At 55.4% G+C, this 21,028-nt stretch carries 22 protein-coding genes; 6 read left to right on the forward strand and 16 right to left on the reverse strand.

Features of this window, described 5'->3' with window-relative positions; translation table 11 throughout:
• Position 1: 1 nt before the first annotated feature.
• The 7 genes from ABLW18_RS08915 to ABLW18_RS08945 form a co-directional block, all read right to left on the reverse strand.
• Positions 2–1,084, reverse strand: a complete 1,083-nt coding sequence (locus ABLW18_RS08915) for an ABC transporter ATP-binding protein (protein ID WP_347824466.1) — start codon at positions 1,082–1,084, stop codon at positions 2–4.
• Complete coding sequence (locus ABLW18_RS08920; RefSeq protein WP_347824467.1) at positions 1,081–1,893, reverse strand: ABC transporter permease; 813 nt, start codon at positions 1,891–1,893, stop codon at positions 1,081–1,083. The genes ABLW18_RS08915 and ABLW18_RS08920 overlap by 4 nt, the downstream gene beginning before the upstream one ends.
• Positions 1,893–2,765, reverse strand: a complete 873-nt coding sequence (locus ABLW18_RS08925; RefSeq protein ID WP_347824468.1) for an ABC transporter permease — start codon at positions 2,763–2,765, stop codon at positions 1,893–1,895. The genes ABLW18_RS08920 and ABLW18_RS08925 overlap by 1 nt, the downstream gene beginning before the upstream one ends.
• A 10-nt stretch (positions 2,766–2,775) precedes the next feature.
• Positions 2,776–3,972 carry an aromatic ring-hydroxylating dioxygenase subunit alpha gene (locus ABLW18_RS08930; RefSeq protein ID WP_347824469.1) on the reverse strand — a complete coding sequence of 399 codons (1,197 nt, stop codon included), beginning with the start codon at positions 3,970–3,972 and terminating at the stop codon, positions 2,776–2,778.
• Between the two features lie 111 nt (positions 3,973–4,083).
• The gene (locus ABLW18_RS08935; protein ID WP_347824470.1) at positions 4,084–5,400 is read right to left on the reverse strand and encodes a TRAP transporter large permease; all 1,317 of its coding nucleotides are present in this window, start codon (positions 5,398–5,400) and stop codon (positions 4,084–4,086) included.
• A complete protein-coding gene (locus ABLW18_RS08940; RefSeq protein ID WP_347824471.1) occupies positions 5,397–5,978 on the reverse strand; it encodes a TRAP transporter small permease in 582 nt (193 codons plus the stop codon). Before ABLW18_RS08940 ends, ABLW18_RS08935 begins: the two co-directional genes overlap by 4 nt.
• Before the next feature lie 72 nt (positions 5,979–6,050).
• On the reverse strand, positions 6,051–7,079 hold the full coding sequence (locus ABLW18_RS08945; protein ID WP_347824472.1) for a TRAP transporter substrate-binding protein: 1,029 nt from the start codon (positions 7,077–7,079) through the stop codon (positions 6,051–6,053).
• Positions 7,080–7,251: 172 nt separating this feature from the next.
• Between ABLW18_RS08945 and ABLW18_RS08950 the strand changes: the two genes are divergently transcribed.
• Entirely contained in the window at positions 7,252–8,064 is an 813-nt protein-coding gene (locus ABLW18_RS08950) for a phytanoyl-CoA dioxygenase family protein (protein WP_347824473.1), read from the forward strand.
• Between the two features lie 19 nt (positions 8,065–8,083).
• Here ABLW18_RS08950 and ABLW18_RS08955 read toward each other — a convergent pair whose 3' ends face one another.
• From ABLW18_RS08955 to paaZ, 7 genes are read right to left on the reverse strand one after another with little or no spacing between them, the layout of a single operon-like run.
• Positions 8,084–9,151 (reverse strand): 2Fe-2S iron-sulfur cluster-binding protein, encoded by a 1,068-nt coding sequence (locus tag ABLW18_RS08955; RefSeq protein WP_347824474.1) that lies wholly within the window; start codon positions 9,149–9,151, stop codon positions 8,084–8,086.
• Between the two features lie 12 nt (positions 9,152–9,163).
• Positions 9,164–9,652, reverse strand: coding sequence for a 1,2-phenylacetyl-CoA epoxidase subunit PaaD (paaD, locus tag ABLW18_RS08960; RefSeq protein ID WP_347824475.1), 489 nt, complete (start codon positions 9,650–9,652; stop codon positions 9,164–9,166).
• Positions 9,646–10,398 carry a 1,2-phenylacetyl-CoA epoxidase subunit PaaC gene (gene paaC, locus ABLW18_RS08965; RefSeq protein WP_347824476.1) on the reverse strand — a complete coding sequence of 251 codons (753 nt, stop codon included), beginning with the start codon at positions 10,396–10,398 and terminating at the stop codon, positions 9,646–9,648. Before paaC ends, paaD begins: the two co-directional genes overlap by 7 nt.
• A complete protein-coding gene (gene paaB, locus ABLW18_RS08970) occupies positions 10,398–10,688 on the reverse strand; it encodes a 1,2-phenylacetyl-CoA epoxidase subunit PaaB (RefSeq protein WP_347824477.1) in 291 nt (96 codons plus the stop codon). The genes paaC and paaB overlap by 1 nt, the downstream gene beginning before the upstream one ends.
• A gap of 19 nt (positions 10,689–10,707) precedes the next feature.
• Positions 10,708–11,700, reverse strand: a complete 993-nt coding sequence (paaA, locus tag ABLW18_RS08975) for a 1,2-phenylacetyl-CoA epoxidase subunit PaaA (RefSeq protein ID WP_347824478.1) — start codon at positions 11,698–11,700, stop codon at positions 10,708–10,710.
• Between the two features lie 52 nt (positions 11,701–11,752).
• Positions 11,753–12,574, reverse strand: coding sequence for a hypothetical protein (locus ABLW18_RS08980; protein ID WP_347824479.1), 822 nt, complete (start codon positions 12,572–12,574; stop codon positions 11,753–11,755).
• Positions 12,571–14,619, reverse strand: coding sequence for a phenylacetic acid degradation bifunctional protein PaaZ (gene paaZ, locus ABLW18_RS08985; RefSeq protein WP_347824480.1), 2,049 nt, complete (start codon positions 14,617–14,619; stop codon positions 12,571–12,573). The genes ABLW18_RS08980 and paaZ overlap by 4 nt, the downstream gene beginning before the upstream one ends.
• Before the next feature lie 89 nt (positions 14,620–14,708).
• On the opposite strand from paaZ, the gene paaG reads away from it, so the two are divergent.
• The 5 genes from paaG to ABLW18_RS09010 are packed head-to-tail and all read left to right on the forward strand — an operon-like array spanning position 14,709 to position 19,047.
• Positions 14,709–15,494, forward strand: a complete 786-nt coding sequence (paaG, locus tag ABLW18_RS08990) for a 2-(1,2-epoxy-1,2-dihydrophenyl)acetyl-CoA isomerase PaaG (protein ID WP_347824481.1) — start codon at positions 14,709–14,711, stop codon at positions 15,492–15,494.
• A gap of 1 nt (position 15,495) precedes the next feature.
• The gene (gene paaI / locus ABLW18_RS08995; protein ID WP_347824482.1) at positions 15,496–15,936 is read left to right on the forward strand and encodes a hydroxyphenylacetyl-CoA thioesterase PaaI; all 441 of its coding nucleotides are present in this window, start codon (positions 15,496–15,498) and stop codon (positions 15,934–15,936) included.
• Positions 15,933–17,135 carry a 3-oxoadipyl-CoA thiolase gene (pcaF, locus tag ABLW18_RS09000; protein ID WP_347824483.1) on the forward strand — a complete coding sequence of 401 codons (1,203 nt, stop codon included), beginning with the start codon at positions 15,933–15,935 and terminating at the stop codon, positions 17,133–17,135. The genes paaI and pcaF overlap by 4 nt, the downstream gene beginning before the upstream one ends.
• 10 nt (positions 17,136–17,145) lie before the next feature.
• A complete protein-coding gene (gene paaK / locus ABLW18_RS09005) occupies positions 17,146–18,429 on the forward strand; it encodes a phenylacetate--CoA ligase PaaK (protein ID WP_347824484.1) in 1,284 nt (427 codons plus the stop codon).
• Positions 18,430–18,432: 3 nt separating this feature from the next.
• Entirely contained in the window at positions 18,433–19,047 is a 615-nt protein-coding gene (locus tag ABLW18_RS09010; RefSeq protein WP_347824485.1) for a TetR/AcrR family transcriptional regulator, read from the forward strand.
• Here ABLW18_RS09010 and aroQ read toward each other — a convergent pair.
• Both aroQ and ABLW18_RS09020 read right to left on the reverse strand, forming a co-directional pair.
• Complete coding sequence (gene aroQ / locus ABLW18_RS09015; RefSeq protein WP_347824486.1) at positions 19,044–19,490, reverse strand: type II 3-dehydroquinate dehydratase; 447 nt, start codon at positions 19,488–19,490, stop codon at positions 19,044–19,046. The genes ABLW18_RS09010 and aroQ overlap by 4 nt on opposite strands.
• An 81-nt stretch (positions 19,491–19,571) precedes the next feature.
• Entirely contained in the window at positions 19,572–20,963 is a 1,392-nt protein-coding gene (locus ABLW18_RS09020) for a pyridoxal-dependent decarboxylase (RefSeq protein ID WP_347824487.1), read from the reverse strand.
• Between the last annotated feature and the right edge of the window lie 65 nt (positions 20,964–21,028).

The following is a 21,028-nucleotide window of genomic DNA, read 5'->3' on the forward strand; positions in this document are numbered from 1 at the left end:
ATCACTGCAACAAAAGCAGCGAAACCGGGCTCCATCCCACCCGGGCCGTATCTCCCGCGGCCAGCACCTTGCGGCCTGCAGTATTGCGCATCGTGACAGTCACCGGCGCATCCTTTTGCGGCAGATTCACGTCATAATAGGTCATATCGCCGTAGTAGAAGACCTCCGACACCACAGCTTCAATTTCACGCTCAGCGGTTCGCCCCTCGGCCAGAATGGTCAACATTTCCGGACGTATGCCGACAGACTGGCAGCCCTCAACCCCTCCTGGAGCTTGGGACAGAGGCAATGTGACTGTGCCAAAAGATTGTACATCCACCTCAACCGTCTCACCCGACGTACTCAGGACTTTGGCATCAAAAAAATTCATCATACCAATAAAATTGCCCACCCGCCGCGAGCTAGGTTTACCATAAAGCGTTTGCGGCGTGGCCACTTGGGCGATTTTGCCGTCAAACATGACCGCAATCCGGTCAGACATGGTGAGCGCCTCTTCTTGATCATGGGTTACGAGAACAAAGGTGATGCCAACCGCGCGTTGCAACCGCCGCAATTCCGATTGCATTTGTTCGCGCATCTTTTTGTCAAGCGCCGAGAGCGGCTCATCAAGAAGCAGAACCCGCGGCTTGAGGACTAAGGCTCGGGCCAACGCAACCCTTTGACGCTGCCCGCCTGACAGCGCATGAGACGCGCGGCTGTCGAAGCCTTGCAGCCCCACCATGGCAATGGCCTCAGAAACCCGTTCATGTATCTCCGCCTTTGGCAAGCCGCGTGCCTTCAGCCCATAGGCGACATTCTGAGCCACACTCATATGCGGAAAAATTGCATAGCTTTGAAACACCATATTGGTCGGACGCTTATTGGCCGGCACCCTATCCATGGATTTACCATCAATATGCAGGCTGCCCACAGAGGGGGTTTCAAACCCGGCAATCGAGCGCAGCAAGGTGGTCTTTCCACAGCCCGATGGGCCTAAAAGCGAGAAAAATTCCCCGGTGCGAATATCCAAATCGATCTGTGACAGCGCTTGAAAATCACCATAAAATTTATCAACTCCGCTGAGTTGAATAATGGGCTGTGTCATAGGAATCCCCCTGAACTCTCAATGCCGGTTTTCTTGAGTCCACGCCGGCGAACAAAATCTGCGAGGACCAGCAAGCCGATCGAAAGCAGCAGCAACAATGTGCCCAAGGCCATCAAGCTGGGCAGTTTTTGTGGGAATCGCAATTGCCCCCAAATGTAGACGGGCAAGGTCGGCTCGGTCCCAGCCAAGAAGAAGGCAATAATAAACTCATCGAGTGAAATGGTAAAAGCAATCAACAGGCTTGCCACAATCCCTGGCATAACCAGCGGAAAAATTACCAACCGAAACGTGTTCCATCGCGTTTGCCCAAGATCAATCGAGGCCTCTTCAAGGCTTTGATCCAAATTCATAAAGGCCGATGATAAAATGGCGATGCAAAAGGGTGTGCAGATCAGAATATGCCCCAAAATAATGGTGAAGAGCGAAAGCTCAAAACCCATCTGAACAATGACCACCAACAAGGACACGCCGATAATGATCTCAGGCAAGACCATAGGAAGCATGATAAAGCCCATGATGGACCGCCTTGCGGGAAAGGCAAAGCGGGTAGAAGCCCGGGCTGCCAAAACGGCAAAAAGCGTAGAGAAAATCGCCGTTGTAACTGCAATCATCAGACTGTTGCGCACCGCCACATGCAGCGCCTCGGTGGATTGCAGCATTTCGAACCATTTTGTCGTGAAACCCTTCAACGGAAAAGACACGATGCTGCTGTCATTGAAAGCAAAGACCGGTAACAGAATGGCCGGTGCATAGAGGAACACCAAAAACAGCGCGATATACCATTTGAAAAAATATCCCTTGCCACGCATTATTTTGGCCCTCGCATAAATTTTCTATTCATCCAAACAAACACCAAGGTAACACATGTCACGATTGCCATAGCAGAAATGGCCAAAGCTGCTCCAAGGGGAGCGTTATTGGCCTTTTTGAACTGCAACTCGATCATATTGGAAATCATGAGCCCATTCGGACCGCCCACCAATCGCGGCGTGACGTAATCGCCGATGGTGGGAATGAACACAATGATGGTCGCCGCAATCACGCCGGGCATCGACAGGGGCAATGTCACCCGGAAAAACCGGCGCAGCCGATTGTCGCCCAGGTCCTCTGCCGCCTCAATCAAAGAGCGATCCACGCGCTCCAGCGCCACAAAAATCGGTAAAATCGCGAAGGGCACCCAAGAATGGGCCAGGGTCAACACCACTGCATTTTGATTGTACAATATAAAGCTTAATGGCTGTTCAATCAGCCCAAGCCCCATGAGACTGCCATTCACCACGCCGTTATAGCCTAAGATCACCTTCCACAGGAAAATCCGCATCAGATAGCTGGTCCAAAACGGGATCGTGATCAAAAAAATCCACATGGCCTTGCGTTTCGGCGTGACATGGAAAGATATGAAATAGGCCACGGGATAGGCCAAGACCACCGTTAACGCCGTCACGAAAATTGAAATCTTGAGCGAACGGGCCATCAGATACTGATACATCGGCTCAGTCCAAGCCGTCTTGTAATTCGTAAGAGAAAAACTGCGATCCAACGTCAAATAGTTCTGTGTCCAAAAACTGAGCGCCAGAACCATAATCAGGGGAACAGCCAACATCAAAAGTGTAAACACCAGCGTTGGGCTGATCAAAACCATGCCCTGCGCGCCCTCACTCATCAGCCGTTTTCGCAACATTCCCACCTATTCAATCCCCTTTGCTGAGAAGCGCATCATTGAGTAGGGCAATTTGCCCCGACTCGGGTGGAACGGGCTGCGCCAGCACCGGCAATAGCTGTCGCAAATGGTCGTGATAGGTCTTCACACCGTACTCCAAATCAGAAAATATCACGCCGTCATATGCAGAGGATTTTGTCGCCTCGCAAGACCAAACCATGAGCATCTGATCCTCGTCCGCCGTATCGCGGTCAATCCGTCCACTCAAATAGCGCGCGGCCTTCATTTCACGGCTTTCGTTGCTCCGCCGATAGCACATTCCGCGCTGCACAGTTTGCTCGGCAGACTGGGGCACTTCTTGATAATATATGACACTGTCGGGATAGAGGCCGAGAACAAAATTGGGGAACATACCAAAATAGATCCATTGACGCTGCTGTTCCCGTGGAAGGTTATCTGCCTCTGGCAAGATCTCGCGGTATTTCCGCACGCTCCAGCGATGGCCGTAAGCCTCATTGAATGTCCCGACCGATCGCGAGGTGCCATTGGCGTAAGGCTCGTCAAAATAGCCATTTCCATAGAGTTGATGCAGCCCCGGATGGGCTTGCCGGACATGGTAGCCCTCATTGTCTACATCACGCACAGATTTCCAGTTCACCGGCAGGAGATCATCCATTGAATTGCTGTCAGTTGGAACCATATTGGCCAAATCATAGGGGGTGATTTCATCATCGAACCGGGCTAAAATTTCTGCTACCGCGGGCTGGGGACCGGCTTGGAAACGAATGAAAACCAGGCCATTCCAGATTTCCATCTCCAGCGGTTTCAGGCCCCATTTCTCAGCTTGCATCGGCGGAAATGTATCCCGATTGGCGATCCCGCGCAGCCGGCCGTCCAAATTGTAGGCCCAACCATGATATGGGCAAACCATCGCCTTGTTGCAGACACCGCGCGCATCCGGCACAATCCGCGATCCACGATGCCGGCACAGATTGTGAAAGGCTCGCAAAATGCCGTCATGCCCGCGGATTACCAAAGCGCGCTCCCCAGCAACATCATAGGTGACATAGGCGCCAATATCTGCCGCTTCATTTACATGACAGACAAATTGCCAATGGGTTTTGAACAGGGTCTCACATTCCAGCTCAAACAATTCTTGCGAAAAATAGGCCCAACCGGGCAAACCCGAACGGTCCCAGTCTTTTGGCAATGCGGTATCTACACTCATGTATGGCTCCGATCAATATCCCCTCCCACGGAACAACTTGAGCCACCGAATATCAACACTATTTTAACAATTCGAGCGAAATGAGCTGGTATGTCCCCAGCCCGTTGGTCTTTAAACCCGAAGCCAAAACAGAGTAATTGCGGGGAATGCCACGAGCAAAATCACCCGCGCAATGTCAGAGGCCACGAAATACATCACGACCTTATAGGTCAGTACTAACGGCGTACTGCGATCCATCGCATTGATAACAAATAAATTCATTCCCACGGGCGGGGTAATCAGCCCAACTTCCACTACGATCAGCACCAAAATTCCAAACCATATGGCGATTTGCTCTTGGCTCATGCCAAAATCAAGCTCCACGATGACTGGAAAGAAAATCGGAATGGTCAATAAAATCATCGACAAGCTGTCCATTAGACAGCCAAACACAAGGTAAAACAGCAAAATGATGGTCAGAACGACCCAGGGGCTAAACCCTTGGCTGACCACGAAGCTCGAAATCTCCTGTGGCACTTGGGTTAGGGCTAAAAACCCATTGTAAAAGCCAGCGCCAAGGATAATGAAGAAAATCATTGCGCTGGATTTTGCGGTGACAAGGAAGCTCTCAACCAAGGTGCTGCGCGTGAGACCCTTGTTCATCCACGCGATGAACCCCGTGCCGGCCGCCCCAACCGCCGCCCCTTCCGTGGGCGTGAACCAGCCCTGATAGATGCCACCCACCACGAGGGCAAAGACCAACAACACCGGCCAAACTTTGAACAAGGCCGCAAAGCGTTCGGCATAGGGCACCGCCGCTTTCACACCCGCCGCCTCCGGATGAAGTCGGACATAGATGGAAATGGCAATCACATAGCCAAGCGCCGCCAAAATTCCCGGAATGAAGGCTGCCAGAAACAGTTTAGCAATATTTTGCTCGGTTAAAATCGCGTAGATCACCAAAACAATTGAGGGCGGGATCAAAATCCCTAACGTGCCACCGGCTGCCAAAGTGGCGGTGGAAAAACCGCCAGAATATCCATATTTGCGCAATTCAGGCAGAGCGACGCGCCCCATGGTCGCCGCCGTGGCGAGTGACGAGCCGCAGATTGAGCCAAAACCGGCACATGCGCCAATGGCCGCCATGGCAATTCCGCCCTTGCGATGGCCCAAAAAGCTCTCAGCCGCTTTAAACAGGGCACTCGACATACCCCCCAGGGTCGCAAAATGTCCCATCAACAAAAACATCGGTACAATCGACAAAGAATAGCTAGAAAACGTGCTGAAGGTTTCAGATTTCAACCGGGCCAGTGGCAAATTGAAACTGCCCGTGGTGAAATACAGTCCCACCAAGCCAACCAAAAACATTGCAAGACCAATAGGCACACGGATGAAAATCAATATCAGAAGCGCCGGAAAAGACGCCAGGCCAATCTCTAAGTTGCTCATAAATCCAGCCCTGCCTCTTGGGACAAAATATCTTCACCACGCATGAGTTCCAACGCACGAATACCCGCCACATATAAAGAAATCACCGCTGTGAGAATGGATCCTGACAGGCTGGCGGCATAGGCCCACCAAATCGGAAATTGCAATAAAAAGGTGGTGTCGCCATAGCGTTGTTTTGACAGCATGCCGTTGTACAACTGATAGGCCATTGCGATAAGGACAACCGCAAAAATCACGTCAATGGCAAGCTGCAACACGCGATTAATCCAGGTCGGCAATTTTGCCGTAAAAATATCAACAGAGGCATGGCCTGCGGAAATTTGGCACAAAGGCAGAAAAGCAAAAATCGCAAAGGCCACACCCGCCTCCACCAATTCAAAATCACCATTGATTGGCCCAACACCCAGATCCAAGGCCCAAGCCGAAACGCCAGGCATCACCGCGCCGATCCATCCATGCAACAGGCCATTTAAACTGCGTCCAATTACCGAAATGCAAATCAACACAATCAGGAAAGTTAACACCAGACCGCCACAGATCGCCATCAAACGTGCGGCCCGCGTTGCCAAATTTCTCATGTGAGCGCCCCGTCTTTGAAATAGAAACGCTGCGCGAAACAGCCCGCGCAGCGTTAAATGTGCTTTAGCTAATTAATTTGCGTTCATCAATGCGATGGCTTGATCAATCATAGCCTGTCCGTCGAGACCGCGCCCTGTCATCTCGGCGATCCAAGCCCCATAGACGGGCTGGGCCGCTTCGGCCCAGACAGCAGATTGGGCCGCGTCCAGAGTGACGATATCATTGCCCCTGCCCACGGCAACGTCGCGACCTGGTGTGTCATAGGCTTGCTGCGTGGTGCCAGCAAAGATGGAGAACTCAAGGCCTGAGTTGTCTTCAATGACCGCTTGAAGATCGGCGGGCAAAGCTGCAAATTTGTCTTTGTTCATCACCAAAACGAAAGTGACCGTATAGAGCATCGGACCGGTGAATTCTGTATGATGCTCGACAAGCTCTGGAACTTTCAGCGCCTTCGTGACCTCCCATGGAATCGTCGTTCCATCAATAACACCCTTGGACAAAGCCTCTGGCACCGCTGGCACCGGCATGCCCACAGGGGTGGCACCCAGTTCGTTCAGCATCGCATTAACCTGGCGCGACGCGCCGCGAATCTTCATGCCATTGAAATCGGACGGGACCGTCACAGCCTTATTGGCATGAATAACGCCGGGACCGTGCACCCAACCGCCCAACACCTTCAGATTGCCAAACTCGCGCTCGGCAATATCTCCCTCCAACATTTTCCAGAATGCCGCAGAGGCCGGACCCGCATCATTCACAAGGAAGGGCAGCTCAAAAACTTCTGTCGATGGGTAACGGCCAGGCGTGTAGCCCACTACATTCCAAGTGATATCAATGACGCCATCGAGCACCTGGTCGATCAACTCAGGCGGCTTGCCGCCCAATTGCATTGCCGCATAGCGGTTGATTTCGATGCGCCCGCCAGAGGCCTCCTCAACATTATCGGCCCAAACATCGATGATTTTCGACGGAATCACCGCCTGTGCGGGCAAAAAACTCTGTAGGTTAAAGCTATAATCTGCAGCGTATGCCACACTGGACATTGCCAAAGCCGCAACGGCACCGCCCAAGGTTCTGTGAAAGATCGTATAAAAAGTCATGATATATCCCTGCCAATTATGAGTGAAACCACTTTACGAAAAACGGCCAACCGATCAACTAAAAAGTCTCATTACATGCCGTTTGAGAAAAAGCTGGTCTTGGGCTGCAAACTCCGAATTGAAATTCACACACGCCTGTGGCAGCACAGTACAAACGAAAAGGATCTCAACCATGCCCCATCCTCTGCTCACTCAAGGCGATATCGACGCCTTTCAGCGCGATGGTGTCGTCTTGGTCAAAGGCCTGTTTGCCGATCATGTAGAGACATTGCGAGCGGGCATTGCGCGCAACATGAACGCGCCGGGCCCCTATGCTGCAGAAAATTTGAAATCCGACGAAGTGGGGCGGTTTTTCGATGATTATTGCAATTGGACCCGCATTCCAGAATTTGAAACTGTCCTGCGCGAAAGTCCCGCGGCAGCTGTGGCCGCAGACCTTATGAGCACGCAGCGAGTACAAATGTTTCACGACCATATTTTAGTAAAAGAACCTGGCACATCCAAAGCCACTCCTTGGCATCAAGACGGGCCCTATTATTTTGTCGACGGCCAACAAAATGTGAGTTTTTGGAGCCCGCTGGATCCCGTGACAGAAGCCTCGCTCCGCTGCGTTGCCGGCAGTCACAAATGGGCCAAACCAGTCCTGCCAACCCGCTGGCTGGCCGAGGAGAGTTTTTACCCCAATCAGGAAGACTATATGCCTGTGCCAGACCCCGAGGCGGAAGGCATGGAAATCCGCGAATGGGCGATGGAGCCCGGTGATGCGGTAGCCTTTAACTTTGGTATTTTGCATGGCGCACGCGGAAATGAAAGCAACCAGCGCCGCCGGGCCTTCTCTTTGCGGCTCATGGGCGATGATGCGCGCTATGTTGAGCGCCCTGGCCCGACTTCCCCGCCCTTCCCGGGTCACGCGATGAAGCCCGGCCAGATTTTGCGCGAAGATTGGTTCCCAGTGATTTATGACCGCAACGCCTCATACGCCTGACGCGAGATGAAACCAATATTTAGACCGCGTCGAAGTCTAAAACCACCAGCTCTGACCGCGGTTTAAATTGACAGGCCAAAACATAGCCCTGTTCAACTTCCCAGGGCTCGAGAGAGAAGTTTTGTGCCATCTCCCCCTCTCCTTGGCTCAACTTACAGCGGCAGGTCGCGCACATGCCATTGGCGCAAGAATAGGGCAGCTCAAGCCCAGAATGGCTGGCCGCATCCAGCAGCATGTCGCCCGCCTCCATGGCAAATCCCCGCCGCGCACCATCCAGCACAACCTCAACCCGCGCACCGCGCGCAACGGAAGGCTTTTTTGCAGCGCTGGCAATCGGCAGCGGGCTTGACGGGGTAAAGAGCTCAAATTTGATCCGTTCTGGCGGCACGCCCAACACTGTCAAAGCCTCAGACGCCGCCGTAATCATCGGCTGTGGACCGCAAATATAGATTGCGTCATAATCCATTGGGGAAATAAGGCCACGCGTGGCCATGGTACTGAGTTTCTCCGCATCCATGCGCCCGTTAAAAAGAGCCACATCTTGCGCTTCTTCATCCATGACATGCGTCATCAGAAACCGTGTGAGATACCTGTCCTTCAGATCATCAAAGGCTTGACGAAACATAATGCTTTCGGTGTTGCGATTGGCGTAACACAGGGTCACCGTGCTATCAACTTCGCCCTCCAACACGGATTGCGCAATCGATTTGATCGGCGTGACGCCTGAGCCTGCGGCCAAGAGCAAATAATTGTGCCGCCCACCAATCGGCGCCGTGAACCGCCCCTGCGGTGGCATAACCTGCAGCACATCCGCCGGCTTAAGACCCAAAGCAAAACTGGAAAATGCGCCGCCTTCGATCCGTTTAATCCCAACCGAAAGCTGCGGTGCGCCCAATGGAGAGCAAATTGAATAAGATCGCCGTAAGTCCTGCCCATCCACCACAGCCCGAAGGGTTAAATACTGCCCAGGCTCAAAAACAAAATTAGACGCCAAGGCCGGTGGGATGTCAAAACTGAGCTCGACAGAACTGGCAGTATCGACGCGCACGGCGCTGATGGTCAAATCATGAAATCTCAGTTTGGCCATTATAGCCTCTCCTCAAATACATTTGAAATAATCGAACGGCTCATGACAGGCATTGCAGCTATACTGGGCCTTGCAGGCCGTTGAGCCAAATTCGGACAACTTGGACGTATCCACTGCCGCGCAGCGCGGGCAGGCCACGGTGATCTCGCCAAAGAGCGCGCGTTTCGATGAAGAGCCACCGACAGGCGGCGCAATTCCATAGGCGCGAAGTTTTTCTCGCCCCTCCTCGGTGATCCAATCCGTGGTCCAAGCCGGTGCGAGAACCCGCTCAATCACCGGATCAAAACCGGCCTGGCGCAGTGCCGCTTCGATGGCCAATTCAATCGCCAAGACCGCCGGGCATCCCGAATAGGTGGGGGTGACCTGCGCAACAGCTCGGCCTTGATCATCAATGTCAACAGCACGCAAAATGCCCAAGTCGGCCACGGTAACCGCAGGTACCTCGGGATCCAACACAGCCGCTGCCGCCTCCCATGCGCGGCGGGCCTGGAACGCTACCATGTCATATCCGGAAAACTGCGCTGCATAAATTGCAACTGCGCCAAAAGATGGCCCATGGCTTCCGTGTGCAGCCCCCTGCGCCCCCCCTTTTGCGCATAGACCGCTTGTGGCAGGGCCAGTTTGGCCGCCGCGAACACCTGCTCAACATCCGCCTGCCAGGCAGGTTGCAAAGTTTGGATCTGTGGCAATACTCCAGCCGCAACAGCGCCGCCGGCTTCAGGGTCTGCTATAAAAAATTCGCCCGTATAGGGCGCCAAAAGCGTCACAGCCTCATGCATCCGCACCGCACTTTCATCGGTTCCATCCCCCAAGCGGATCACCCATTCCGCACAGTGGCGGCGGTGATACTGCGCCTCTTTCACGGCCTTGGCGGCAATCGCTGCGAGGGTGGTATCGGTTGAGCACTCAACCTTCTGCCAAAACAAATGCATGAAAGTGGCAAAGTAAAATTGCCGCAACATGGTCTGGGCAAAATCACCATTGGGCAGCTCGCAAATCAATAGATTTCGATAGGCACGCTCCAATCTGCCAAAGGCCAAAGTATCCTCGTCGCGCCCCGCACCTTCCAATTCACCGGCATAGGTATAAAGCCCGCGCGCCTGCCCAATCAGATCCAGTGCAATATTGGGCATGGCCAGATCTTCCTCGAGCATCGGCGCATGGCCGCACCATTCCGACAACCGGTGCCCTAATATGAGGTGATCATCCGCCAAGCCGATCAAGGCTGCAACCAATGCGGTCGACATTACATATGCCCCACATCATCTGGAATGTTGTAAAAACTGGGGTGGCGGTAAATTTTATCATCGGCAGGATCAAACAGCAGATCACGATCTTGCGGATCAGAGGCGACAATCTGTGCCGACGGAATAACCCAGACCGACAGCCCCTCGCCGCGGCGGGTATAGACGTCCCGCGCCGCTTGCAATGCCATTTCAGCATCCGCCGCATGCAGCGAACCGCAGTGACGATGCGCCAGCCCATTGCGCGGGCGGATAAACACTTCCCAAAGCGGTATTTCTTCGGCTTCGCTCATCTGGTCGCCTCCTCTTGCCTCACTCGGCAGCTATGGCTGCGGTGTGTCGCGCGGCACGTTTCTTGGCATGGGCAAGCGCCGCCTCACGAACCCAAGCCCCCTCTTCCCAAGCCTTTTTGCGCGCCGCCACACGGGCTTTGTTCAGCGGACCATGCCCTTTGACCACAGCCCAAAACTCGTCCCAATCAATTTCGCCATAGTCATAGCGCCCCTCCACCTCATTCCAAGCCAGCGCCGGATCTGGCAAGGACAAGCCCAAACGCTGCGCCTGAGGCACGGTGGCATCAACAAATTTCTGCCGCAGCTCATCATTGGTAAACCGCTTAATTTTCCAGCGTGTCGATTGATCTGAATGCTCACTTTCCCCATCAGGCGGGCCAAACATCATCAATGAGGGCCACCACCAGCGATTCAACGCATCCTGCGCCATCTCCTTTTGCGCCGGGCTGCCTTCGGCCAATTTTAGCATGATCTCATAGCCCTGCCGTTGGTGAAAACTCTCTTCCTTGCAGACGCGGATCATTGCCCGTGCATATGGTCCATAAGAGCAGCGACACAAAGGAACTTGGTTCATAATCGCCGCCCCATCCACAAGCCAACCAATGGCGCCAATATCGGCCCAGGTCTGGGTCGGGTAATTGAATATAGAGGAATATTTTGCTTTTCCAGACACTAATTCTTCGGTCATCTGTTTGCGGCTGACCCCGAGGGTTTCAGCGGCGGAATAGAGATATAAGCCATGCCCACCTTCATCTTGCACCTTGGCCAAAAGCGCCGCCTTGCGCCGCAAAGTCGGTGCGCGGGTGATCCAATTGCCCTCCGGCAACATGCCGACGATTTCTGAATGCGCGTGCTGCCCAATCTGACGAATCAGGGTGTTACGATAAGCCGCTGGCATGGGGTCATTCGGCTCTATTTTTTCATCCGCATCAATGCGGGCTTGGAAGGCCGCCAAAAACTCTGGCGTTTCAGTGGTCTGCTCGCCAGATCCAATCAATCCTTGTGAATACATCCGTTCTCTCCCAGCAATCACTGGATTGCCTTATATTACGAAAATCTATAAATCAATAGTATTTTGTAACACAACTGAAGCGGGTGGCACAATCGGGTGCCCCACCGCTCAGCTGCACCAATTGCGGATAGATGCGGGCCAGCGCGCGATGCGCACGCGCCAAAGGCCAATCATCTAGCGGTGCCTCAATGGTGGGATACCGCAACACCAAGCGGCGCCAATAATGCACAAGCAACAGCCGGGTTAATCGGGCCTGCAGGGTCGTCATGATAGGCCCGTCAAGAGCGTCACACAGGCGCAGGATCAAACCGCAGCTCTCAGCACTCAAGGCGGGAAACACCTGGGAGCACGCCCAATCTGGAAAGACTGACGGCGCGCTGTCAAATACCACAAGTCTTTGGAGCCAAGGCTTCAATCCCTCGGGCATAGCCGCCCTTGGCCAACAGACAAGCCGGGCCCTAAAAATCAACGGCGGATCGGCCGCGCTGTCTTTTTGCAACTGGGCTAAATCGCCATCTGGACCGATCAAACCATAGCACCACTGTGCAATATCTTGAGGCGCCGCATAAATCCTACGCGCGGCCCAGTGATACTGCTCGAGACCTGCGTTTGAGAACCGATAAAATGCTTGCCGCCCCACGCGCCGTCCCGAGACCAACCCGTCTCTTGAAAGGCGAGACATGGCGGTGCGCACCGCTTGCGGCTCAATCTCAAGCGCCGCGCAAAGCTCTAGCAGCGCGGACATCGAGATTTCACCCCCCTCCGGTTCCGCCAATTCGCCCAAAATCGTGACAATCACAGACCATACACGCAACCGACCCTGAGCGTGCAGATGTTCAATCAATTGGGCAAGAGGCGCAGGTTGCTCTGTCATGCCCCTTTGGTTTCACCATATGAATTCATGGTCAACAATTCATATTCTGCCACCAAATCGCGTTCTTGGTTGCGCAGGGCCACATGCCAGCGCACTTCACCATAGGCATCGGTGCGGCGCGTCTTGCGCTTGACTGTAAGCTGCACAGAGATGCAGTCTCCCGCCACAACCGGCTTTTGAAACGACAGCCCATTGAGCCCCGTATTCGCCAGCACGGGCCCAGGACTTGGCTCCACAAAAAGACCTGCGGCAAAACTCAGCAACAAATACCCATGCGCAACGCGATCTGGAAAAAATGGATTGGCCTTGGCAGCCTCTGCGTCCATATGCGCGTAAAACCGATCCCCGGTAAATTCAGCAAAACGCTCAATATCTGCCAGCGTGACCTCACGCGCATCGGTGTGCAGAGTCTCGCCGATCTGAAGCGCATTAAAACTGCGTGTAAACGGATGCGCGGGCCCCACCTGCTCTGCCGCTCCTGTCACCCACATTCCAGTGATGGCTGAAAGCATATCCGGGCTGCCTTGAATGGCGCTGCGTTGCATAAAGTGTTTCACCCCACGCAAACCGCCCAATTCCTCTGAGCCTCCCGCCCGGCCTGGTCCGCCGTGCACCATATGCGGCAGGGGGGCGCCATGTCCTGTACTCTCGGCCTGAGATATCCGGTCATTGAAATAAAGGCGCCCATGAAACGCCGCTGCCCCCAAAACAACCTGCCGTGCCACCTGTGGATCATGTGTGATGACAGAGGCCACCAGCGAGCCGCCACCTTTGTTCAGCAAGGAAATTGCATGGGGCACATCGCGATAAGCCATAACCGTGGAGACCGGGCCAAAGGCCTCAATCTCATGAACGGTCTTGGCGGCATCAGGATCTGGACAGTTGAGCAGCACAGGCGACATAAAAGCCCCCTCTTTGGCATCGGCCCCGCTGACCACGCAGTGCTGCGCATCGCCGAATATAACATCGCATTCCCCCGCCAGAAGCTGTAATTTGCCCCGCACATCCTCGCGTTGCGCCTGAGAGACCAAGGCGCCCATCTGCGTCTCTTTCTGAGCCGGATGGCCAATTTGCGTGGCCGCCAGCCGCTCTGACACTGCGGCAGTCACCGCCTGCAAATGGGCCTCTGGCACCATAATGCGTCGAATAGCGGTGCATTTTTGCCCCGCTTTCGTGGTCATTTCACGGTGCACCTCGGTGATGAAGAGATCAAATTCCGTAGACCCAGGCTCTATATCCGGCCCCAGCACAGAACCATTCAAACTGTCTTGTTCCGCAGTGAAGCGCACGGCGTTTTGCAAAAGTGATGGCCGGCTGCGCAGTGCCATGGCTGTGGCAGCGCTGCCGGTGAACCCCACAGTGTCTTGCGCGTCCAGACAGTCCAAAAGATCCCCCGTGGCGCCCATAATCAGCTGAAGCGCGCCGTCGGGCAAAATTCCACTATCTGCGATCAACCGCACCACGGCCTGTGTCAGATAGCCCGTGTCACTGGCCGGTTTGACCAAACTGGGCACCCCAGCCAAAAGACTGGGAGCAAGCTTTTCCAACATGCCCCATACCGGAAAGTTGAACGCATTAATCTGCAATGAAATCCCTTGGCGCGGTGTCAAAACATGCTGGCCAAGAAAGCTGCCGTCGCGGCTGAGCACCTCCAGCTCGCCATCGGGCAGAACAAACCCCTCGGGCATTTCCCGGCGCCCTTTGGACGCATAGACCAACAAGGTGCCAATGCCCCCGTCAATATCAATCTGACTGTCCGCAAGCGTGGCGCCAGTAAGGAAAGACAAGTCATAGAGCGCTTTGCGATGGGCCTTCAGATGCAAGGCGAGGGCTTTGAGCATGCGCGCACGGTCGTGAAAATTCAATGCGCGCAGAGCCGGCCCCCCGTGGCTTTTGGCATAGTCCCGCATGGCCGCCACATCTGGCACCCCGCCCAGAACGCCGAGGGTCTCACCGGTGACCGCTGAGCGAACCTGCCGCCCGCTGCTGTCTGAACGGAGCCAGTGCCCCATAGCATAGCTTGAAAAATGATCTTGATCCAACACCGGCGCACCTCTGTTCAAAACTTGGAATATTAATTGACCAAGCGGTCGGTCTATGCAAGTTATTTATATAACCCGCATTGGAGGTCCGCATGTCCGACACGATCCTGACCCAACACACCGACGGCTGGATGCAGATCACATTGAACCGACCCGATCGGCTCAACGCCTTTAATGACGAGATGCATGCCGCCCTCAGCGCGGCACTTGCAGAGGCAGAAAAGCCCGAGGTGCGCGCGCTATTGCTCACCGGTGCGGGGCGTGGATTTTGCGCCGGGCAAGATCTTGAGGGCCGCGATCCGCGCAGATTGGGCGGCCCCCCTGATCTGGGCCATACCCTGAGCACGCTTTACAATCCTCTGGTGCAGCGCCTACGCTCATTGGCCAAACCTGTCGTCTGCGCTGTCAATGGTGTCGCGGCGGGGGCAGGCGCCAATATTGTATTCGGCTGCGATATTGTCCTAGCAGCCACCACGGCAAAATTTGTACAAAGCTTTGCCAAAGTTGGGCTGATCCCTGATGCGGGTGGCACCTATCATTTGACGCAAATCTTGGGACCGCTGCGCGCTAAAGCCTGGGCCATGACCGCCGCGCCAATCACTGCGCAAACCGCCCAAGACTGGGGATTGGTTTGGCAATGCTTCGAACCGGGCGCGCTTTTGGAGTCTGCACAGCAGTTGACCGCAGACCTGGCCAGAGGCGCGACCCTGGGTTTGGCACAGACCAAACATGCCATCCACAAAGCGGGGCAAATGGATCTCGAGGCGCATATGGCGCTTGAAGCGGAAATTCAGCGCGCCTGCGGCCAGTCGGCAGATTACCTCGAAGGCGTTACAGCCTTCCTCGACAAGCGCCCCGCACAGTATTCAGGATCCTAAAATGCCCCTCACCGCGCAACAAATTGCTGAAAAATCATCCGCGGCCTTGGGTGCACATGATGCGGCCAGTCAAGCGCTGGGGTTGCGGGTCACCCATATCGCGCCCGGACAGGCCAATGTGACCATGCAGGTTAAAGAGCAGATGCTCAACGGCCATGGGATTTGCCACGGCGGCTTAATCTTCACCCTGGCCGACACGGCCTTTGCCCACGCCTGCAACAGCTATAATCAACGGGTCGTGGCCCAGACCTGCTCCGTCAGCTTTCTGGCCCCCGGCCAGTTGGGCGATCAGCTCACCGCCGCGGCCCGCGAGCTGCACCGCGCCGGGCGCAGCGGCATTTATGATATTGAAGTCACCCGCGCCACGGGCGAAGTGATTGCTCAGTTCCGGGGAAACTCCCGCAGCATCAAAGGTCAGCATTTTGAGGAGCCCCAACCATGACTGAAGCCTATCTGTGCACCGGGCGTCGCAGCGCGATCGGTCGGTTTGGCGGCGCTTTGGCGCAAACCCGGCCCGACGATCTTTTGGCCCATGTGATCATTGCCACTTTGGCCGATGTGCCGACACTCGATCCAGCGGCCATTGATGATGTGATCATGGGATGCGCCAATCAGGCCGGAGAAGACAATCGTAATGTGGCGCGCATGGCGGCCCTCTTGGCAGGCTTGCCTGAGAGCGTGGCGGGCGTCACGCTCAACCGCTTATGCGGCTCAGGACTGGACGCAATCGCAATGGGTGCTCGTGCCATCAAAGCCGGGGAGGCCGAGATCATAATGGCCGGCGGCGTGGAAAGCATGACCCGCGCGCCCATGGTCATGCCCAAGGCCGAGAGCGCCTTTTCGCGAAAAGCTGAAATTTTCGACACAACCATCGGGTGGCGGTTTGTGAACCGAGAGATGAAAGCGCGCTTTGGCATCGACAGCATGCCCGAAACAGCCGAAAATGTGGCCGCCGATTTTGGCATATCGCGCGCCGATCAAGACGCCTTTGCCCATCGCAGCCAGTGCCGCGCGGCGCAAGCCCAGGCCTCAGGGCGATTTGCCCGGGAAATCACGCCGATATCACTGCCGCAACGGCACGGCGACCCGATCATCTTTGACACAGATGAACACCCTCGCACGACAAGCCTTAAAAAACTTGCCAGCCTCACCACCCCGTTTCGGCAAAATGGCACGGTCACAGCCGGCAATGCCTCGGGCGTCAATGATGGGGCCGCAGCGCTCATCATCGCCTCACAAGCGGCGGTGGAGCGCTTTGACCTCACGCCCATGGCCCGCATTCTTGGAACGGCCGTGGCCGGGGTCGCCCCGCGCATTATGGGCATCGGCCCTGCGCCGGCCAGCGAGAAGCTCTTGCAGCGGCTTGGACTGACAATGTCAGACATAGATCTGATAGAAATGAACGAAGCCTTCGCCGCCCAAGGCTTGGCGGTCATGCGGCAGCTTGGCCTGGCCGATGATGCCGCCCATGTAAACCCCAATGGCGGCGCCATAGCCCTTGGCCACCCGCTGGGCATGTCAGGGGCGCGTCTGGCTTTGACCGCCGCCCATGAAATGCAGCTGAACGGCCACAAACGCGCCCTATGCACCATGTGTATCGGCGTGGGGCAAGGCATTGCGATGATACTTGAGAAACTGTGAGACGAGACGGATGAAAGATCTATCCCCAAAACCCGGAGATTTAAGCGCCATTGAAACCGCCAGCCGCGATGAAATCGAAGCGCTGCAACTTGAGCGGATGCGCTGGTCCTTGACCCATGCCTACACCAATGTGCCACATTACAAACAGAGCTTCGATGCGGCCGGCGTGCATCCCGATGATCTGAAGTCTCTGGCCGATTTGGCCCGCTTTCCGTTCACAGTGAAAACGAATTTGCGGAGTAACTACCCCTTTGGCCTCTTCGCCGTGCCACGCAGTCAAATCAATCGCATTCATGCCTCTTCTGGAACCACAGGCCAGCCCACGGTGGTAGGCTATACCAAAGCTGATTTGGCGATGTGGGATGAGGTGATGGAACGCTCCTTGCGCGCGTCCGGCCTGCGCGCTGGAGATCTGCTCCACAATGCCTATGGCTATGGGCTTTTTACCGGCGGATTGGGCGTGCATGGCGGCGCGGAAAAAATGGGTCTGACAGTTGTGCCCGTCTCCGGTGGCATGACCGAACGGCAGGTGCGTTTGATCGAAGACTTTCAAGCCACTGGGATCACAGTCACCCCCTCCTATATGCTGTCAATTCTGGACGAATACCGGCGCCAAGGGCTCGATCCGCGCAAGTCTCCGCTACAAGTGGGTATTTTTGGCGCCGAACCTTGGACCAACGCGATGCGCGAGGAGGTCGAGCAGTCGTTTGACATGCATGCGGTGGATATTTACGGCCTCTCAGAGGTGATGGGGCCCGGTGTGTCTTGCGAATGCGTCGAAAGCAAAGACGGGCTACATATTTGGGAAGACCACTTCTACCCGGAGATCATTGATCCCGAGACTGGCGCGGTTCTGCCCGATGGGGCGCTTGGGGAATTGGTCTTCACCTCTCTGAGCAAAGAAGCTTTTCCAATCATTCGATACCGCACCCGCGATCTGACCCGGCTCCTACCTGGCACTGCGCGCAGCATGCGGCGCATGGAAAAAGTCACCGGCCGCAGCGATGACATGATGATCCTACGCGGCGTCAATGTCTTTCCGACGCAGATTGAGGAGCAATTGATGAAGGTGCCACAACTGGCGGCGCATTTTCAAATTGAACTGGTCAAAAAAGGCCCAATGGATCACATGATTGTGCATGTAGAAGGCGATAGCGCCGCCGGTGACACCCTGGCAACTCTCATCAAGGCCAATATCGGCATCACCGCAGAGGTGCGCGCAGGCGCTGACAATTCCGTCGCCAGATCTCAAGGCAAAGCCGTGCGGGTCATTGACAAACGAGCAGCGTGCTAACCTGTGGCCCGCCCCATCGCCAAGGACCACCGCGAAAAACGCAGCGCGATCTTGAAACAGGCCGCGGTCTACTTCGCAGACCACGGCTATGATCGCGCGTCGGTCAATGGGGTGGCGGGGGCCTGCGGCATCTCCAAGTCCTTGATTTATCACTATTACAACAGCAAGGAGCAGCTGCTCTTTGACATTTTGCACAGCCATCTCACGACGCTCTACGAGGGCCTAATAGCCCTGCCAAAGGCCGAAGATCCTGAGCTGCAGCTGCGTCAATTGGTGAGAAAACTGCTGCATATGTACCGCGGCGCAGATGCAGAGCATCGATTACAATTGCAAAGCACAACGGCCCTGCCCGAGGCGCAACGCCATATACTGGCGGACATCCAACGGTCGATTGTCAAAGAATTTTCCCAGGCCATTGCTGCCGCCGCGCCCGAATATCTAGAGCAAGACCCAGTTCATTTGCGCCCGCTCACCATGTCGCTCTTTGGCATGGTCAATTGGTTCTACCTCTGGCACCAACCGGGCCGCGGCTTGAGCCGGGAAACCTATGCCGATCTGGCAACCGAAATTCTCTTAGGCGGGTTGGCACGGCTTCAAAATCAGGGGCGATCCCCTTAACCCTCGGGCGCCAGAATATGCCCCATGCGCTGCATCGCCAGACTATAGCCTTGGACACCGAACCCGGCAATCACCCCATCTGCTCTTAACGAGACATAAGACGAATGGCGGAAGCTCTCGCGTTTATGCACATTTGAAATATGCACCTCAAGAACCGGGCCCTCAAAGGTATGCAAGGCGTCGAGCAAAGCAATCGACGTATGGGTGAAGGCCGCAGGGTTGATGATAATGCCCGCTGAAGTTTGACGGGCCGTGTGGATCATATCAATCAGCGCACCCTCATGATTGCTTTGCATCAACTCGCAGCGCAGCCCGAATTGCGCCGCCACCGCCGTGCAGGAGTTTGCCACATCGTCCAATGTGTCATGCCCGTAAATTTCCGGCTGACGTTGTCCCAAAAGGTTCAAATTGGGACCGTTCAAAATCGTAATGAGTTGCGCCATGATCTCAGTTCCATCTCGTTTGTCACCCGGCCATGCCACAGTTTTGCAGCAATTGCGACTGTTTCTTGCCCTTTGCTGAAATTATGCAGCCAGCTCGCAGAGCACCTGGTAGGCACATTGCACGTCGTCCTGGGTCACATCAAATTGACCAATCTGGAACCGTACGGCAATCTGCCCATCCACTTGCGTTTGTGTAATATAAATCCGCCCATCGTCATTGATCCGGTTTACAAAGGCAATTTGCGCCGCATCATCACGGCCGGCCAATCGAAAGGTGAACAGGGATAAAACCGGGGACGTAACAATCTCAAATTGAGGATGCTGTGACAATTGATCAGCCAAACCCTCAGCCCAAGCCACATGATTGCGCAGCCTCTGGCGCAGGGCCTCAAGCCCGTAGGAGCGCAGCAAAAACCACAGCTTTAACGCGCGGAACCTCCGCCCGAGGGGCAAAGACCACTCCGAATAATTAATCACCCCGTCACGGCCATGGGTCTTGAGATATTCTGGTTGAATGGCCAGAGTTTTGACCAAGCTTGCAGGATCGGCAAGGAAATGCGCCGAGCAATCAAACTGCGCACCGAGCCATTTATGCGGATTGAACACGAGGGAGTCCGCGCCCTCAATCCCGGCCCATAGCGCACGAAATTCAGGGCAGATCATGCCCGCGCCGGCCCAAGCCGCATCCACATGGCTGTAAAGGTTAAACTCTTTGGCCACGCCAAGCACAGCTGTAAGATCATCGCAGGCGCCGGTGCCTGTGCCGCCGGCGCAGGCGATCACCCCCGCCGGCAAATGTCCCGCCGCAATATCGGCCTCAATCGCTGCCCGCAGCGCGACCGGATCCATGCCGCGGCGGATGCCGCCAATGGGTATGCGCACGAGATTGTCTTGACCAATTCCCGCCACCCATATGGCGCGATCTACCGATGTGTGAACCTCTGCAGAACAATAAATACGCAGCCGCGGCGCTCCCGATAGCCCAGAGCGATTGCCTTGCCAATTCAGCGCCCGCTCGCGCATGGTCAGCACCGCCGCCAATGTCGCCGAGGAGGCCGAATCTTGAATGACACCAGAAAACCCTGAGGGAAGACCAATGGCTTGGCGCAACCAATCGAGCATCACGGTTTCCATCTCCGTCGCCGCCGGTGAGGTCTGCCAAAGCATACATTGCGCCGCAATGGTTGAGACCAGCATCTCCGCCAGCATAGACGGAGGGGCGGCATTGGCTGGGAAATAGGCAAAAAACCTTGGGTGCTGCCAATGGGTCATCCCTGGCATCACCACCCGCTCAAAATCGGCCATGATCTCTTCCATGGACTGCGGCGTCTCCGGGGCGCTGTGTTCTAAAAGAGCGGCCACATCCCCCGGCGCCGTTTGCGCGCGCACCGGGCGGTCGCGTAGATTTTTATGGTAATCTGCGGCCCATTGAGAAATTTTTGCACCCCAGTCAGAGAATTCATCCCAGTGCATTTTCAGTCCCTTCTCTTAGCAGCACAGACCCCATGCGGGCGGCCAAAGGCGGATAGAGCCAACGC

Origin of the sequence: uncultured Planktomarina sp. (assembly GCA_943788425.1) — a bacterium.
GTDB lineage: Bacteria > Pseudomonadota > Alphaproteobacteria > Rhodobacterales > Rhodobacteraceae > Planktomarina.